Genomic DNA, 3,624 nt, shown 5'->3' with positions numbered 1-3,624 from the left:
ACAGTTCCCTATGACACCATAGACACCCTTTTTGGTAGTTCACCGAGAAAGAGGAGGGGGGGCTTTTTGGCGTAACTTGGAAAAAGGGTGTCTATGGTGTCATAACCGCGGTGGGAAGTGCGGTACGAGGATGGCTGAGTCAGGGAGATTGCTCGTCCAGATGCCAGAGCACCCCTTGGGTCCTTGGTGGGCACTCCACGGGGAAACATCGCAGACCGGGAAGTTAGTGCCTGCCAAGGAACCGCAAGGTGACGAAACGGGGGCTGGCGATTTCTCAAAATGACCTGTGCCGGAGAAGCCAGGGCACGCATCCTGCGTGCTGTTTGCGGCATCTTGCCGCGAACGTCAGTCAGCACATGACATCAGGTCCCGCCGACGTGGAGGTGTTGATAAAAATGACCGGTAGCGGATGCTGTCAGCCTTCCCACCTGATCATCCTCTATGGAGGTACCCAGGGTCTCCGTCCACTTCGTGGCCTATGCCCCTGGGCTGGGTTCTGCGGGCCCTTCAGGCCCAATTCCTCTGAGGGGACCTACTGAGAGCTAAGCCAGAGTCGGTTCCCACGGGCTCAGTCGAAGTTCTTCCTCGAAGAGGATGGGGCTAAAAGCCCAACGTTGACGAGCTTCCACCGAGTCTACGTTGGGTCTGGGTTCTTAAAAACTCTACTCCGAAGGAGTTGTGGCGGTCTGAGTGCCTTTCGCATCCTGGGTTCCTTGGCAGGCACTGGCTGAAGCGTCTGCAGCCCTCGCCTTCCCGCCGAGGCCACCAAGTTTCGACAGGCTCGGCCCCCGCCACGCGCAGGACGCTGGCGCATGCCACTTCCCAGGCACCCTGCTCCGATGTCAATCGGCTATCGACGCTGCAAGGGGGCAGGTTCAAGGTGCACCCACTACCTCGAGCCCCTTGATGGCGACCTCCTGAACGTTCCAGCGATTTTGCACCCGGTAGCGGCGCGGGTACCAGATCCCTTCCGGACTCTCCAACGGCTCCACGAGTTGCCACAATAGGTTAGGCTCTTCGTTGCGGCGATCGCCCTCCACGATTCGCACTTCTCTGAGCAGTCCACGATCAATGTCCACAATGTACTGCGTGTAGCTCTGAAGCAAAATCGGCGCTTTCCGGTAGCGCATCACGGCAAGCTCGAACGTCCTGTTCCCCTTCCGTGAACCCAATTGCACCACGTAGGGTGTCCCTCCCCAGCCGTCTGGCCGGCCCGCCTCCAGCAAGACTTTGAGGATTCGCATCAGTTCATATTCATGTCGAAAGCCAAGGTCGACTTTCACTCCCGTTGGGTAGAGCGGATTCTTCTCCACCCACTCGGCTGCCAACGGACGGCCGTCTTCCGCTCTTCCTTCCACCAGATATCGCGCCTGCTCCGTCCTGGCTTCTGTCCAGGTATCCATGTCGATTTGCACCTCTGTGAGCAGCATCCCTGGCATGTTTTTCGGAAATTTGTATGCGACACCAGGGGTCCGCACCGTGGTTTCCTTGTACTCAGCTTCCAACTTGAGCCGCCGCAGACGTTCGTGCTTGGCAAGGAGGTTGTTCAATGTCTCGCGGACGAGTTGCGCATCGCCCTTGTCCAGAGGCTTCGATGACCGTGACAAGCCAGAAGCAGACTGCACGCTCATGCTGGCAAGGGCCATCGCTGTCAGCAATAGGAGAAAGGAACAACACTTGCCTCCAAAGCCAAGTCGACCCTTCCACGTCGATTCCGCGAGGATGGTCTTGATGCGATCACCCACCGCGGACTCACTGACCATGGCCACCCCTGCGGCCTGCCCCTTGGGTGTGACAGGGGTTCGCGAGATCTCCAACAACGCTTGAGCGTAGTCAGGTCCACGGTCTGTCTGGCGCGCCACCAGCTCGTCCGCCGCATACTCGGCTTCCAGCTTCAATTTCGCGAACGCCCTCCAGGCCAGAGGATGCCACCACCAAGCAGCCGATGTCAGGAGCCCGATCCACTGCCAGAGACCATCCCTCCGCTGCAAGTGGGCCAGTTCGTGTTGCACCGCGAACCGGACCGTCTCCTGAGGCCAGGAGGCAAATGACAACGGCAGCCAGATGGTCGCGCCCGTCGCACCGGTCAACAATGGCGTGGCCAGCCCCGGCACCACCCGGCAAAACGGAACGTGCGCCATCTGTAGATTCCTCGACTCTCTGACCACCAGATCCACGAGCAGCACCTCTGCGGCCTGACCATGCCGGTGAAGCCACCCCAGACCACACGCCGCTCTGGCGAGCCGCCAACCTGCAACCAAAACCGCCCCGCCAACCCAGAGGGGAATCAACCAGCGCTCCGGTTCCCTCAGCAACGGCTTCTGCAGATGAAACCGCGCGACTTCATGATCCGCAGGATGAACCCACGGTGGAAGTTCCGCCTTGGAAGGTGCAGCGAGAAACACCTGCCTGGAACCTTGCGGGGCAAGCTCCCAAGCCCGCGATCCTGTCTTGGGCGAATGCTCCAGATAGGCCCGCACATCCTCCGGCAATTCGTTCTCCTGCCCCGTCAGAGTCGTGAGCCCTCCCAGTCTCCCCAGGGAGCTTGGAGCCACCACCCAAACCAGCGTGACCAGCCAGCCGCAAAACGTTGCCCGCCACAACCAGGACCGGAAAAGCGCGGACCGTCCTCTGCCCCACCAACTAAAGATGGACGCCAGTAGGTAGATCGCCGCCACCTTCAAGGCCGCCAGAAGCGCCACCGTCAAGGCAGGGTACAACTCCTGAATCAGCACCCAATAGGAAAGCAGGAGGCTCATTTCTTCCGAGCCTCCTCGATCAAGCGGCTGAGTTGATCGGCTTCTTCGTCGGTCAGCTTCGTTTTCTGATGCCCCAGCAAGGCCAGCGCAGCATCCGCGACGGAGTTGGCGAAGAAGTTCTTCACGAACTCATGCAGCGCCTTCGTCTTGGCCGCAGCCTGGGGTACTGGCAGCTTGAACTCGTCCCGGCCGTTGACCTTCTCTTTAACCAACATCCCCTTCTCCACCAGGAGGCGAAGAATCGAGCGCACGGCGGAGTAGGTCGGCGCCTCAGGAAGTTCTTCCTCGATCTCTCGGGCGGTGGACTTGCCCCGTCGCATGACAATCTCAATCACCTGCCGCTCTCTCCGGCTCAGGTCTTGGGCTTTTGATGACTCCCACATGCCTGTTGAAATATCAACAGAGCGACGTGTTGTCAACCAACGTGTTGATTTTTCAACAGGCGCATGCTTATGGGGATGTGTTTGGCCGTAGAGCTGTGGACTGAATTGCCGTCGGAACTGTTGCTGTCTCGGCGCGTTCTGTGGGCCAAGGAAGATGCAAGCTGAGTCCAAGGAGCGGCGGTTTGTGCTTGCACAACCGCCGTTGGTTGCCGGAGGCAGCATGCTTCCGAGCAAGATAGCGGCGGCAAGACATCATAGGGCGGTGGGTATTTGGCGATCTGCCACTCCGTTTCCCCTCAGCGGTTGTGCAAGCACAAACCGCCGCTCCTTGGGGGCACTCGCGCATGTGAAGCTGTGGGAAAAACTGCCCAGCGCCCGTAACTCTGCTCTGACGCGCTTGCGCAAGTGCAGGGTCAGGCGAAGCACGAGCCGCCACCTTGGGGATATGGGCAGGGAATTAGAATGCCGGAGGCATCCCAGCC

The 3,624-nt window shown here is 59.7% G+C and carries 2 protein-coding genes; both read right to left on the bottom strand.

Annotated features, from left to right (window positions below):
- Positions 1-875: 875 nt before the first annotated feature.
- Positions 876-2,759 carry a M56 family metallopeptidase gene (locus tag BV106_RS06590; RefSeq protein ID WP_038162315.1) on the bottom strand — a complete coding sequence of 628 codons (1,884 nt, stop codon included), beginning with the start codon at positions 2,757-2,759 and terminating at the stop codon, positions 876-878.
- Positions 2,756-3,142, bottom strand: coding sequence for a BlaI/MecI/CopY family transcriptional regulator (locus BV106_RS06585; protein ID WP_038162313.1), 387 nt, complete (start codon positions 3,140-3,142; stop codon positions 2,756-2,758). Before BV106_RS06585 ends, BV106_RS06590 begins: the two co-directional genes overlap by 4 nt.
- Between the last annotated feature and the right edge of the window lie 482 nt (positions 3,143-3,624).

Source organism: Verrucomicrobium sp. BvORR106 (assembly GCF_000739655.1).
In the GTDB taxonomy this organism is placed as follows: Bacteria; Verrucomicrobiota; Verrucomicrobiia; order Verrucomicrobiales; family Verrucomicrobiaceae; genus Verrucomicrobium.
This window is presented reverse-complemented; position numbering and strand designations above follow the sequence as displayed.

Bases quoted from the DNA above. Each gene is read 5' to 3' on its own strand.
- BV106_RS06585 (WP_038162313.1), bottom strand. From the start codon at position 3,142: ATGTGGGAGTCATCAAAAGCCCAAGACCTGAGCCGGAGAGAGCGGCAG.
- BV106_RS06590 (WP_038162315.1), bottom strand. From the start codon at position 2,759: ATGAGCCTCCTGCTTTCCTATTGGGTGCTGATTCAGGAGTTGTACCCT.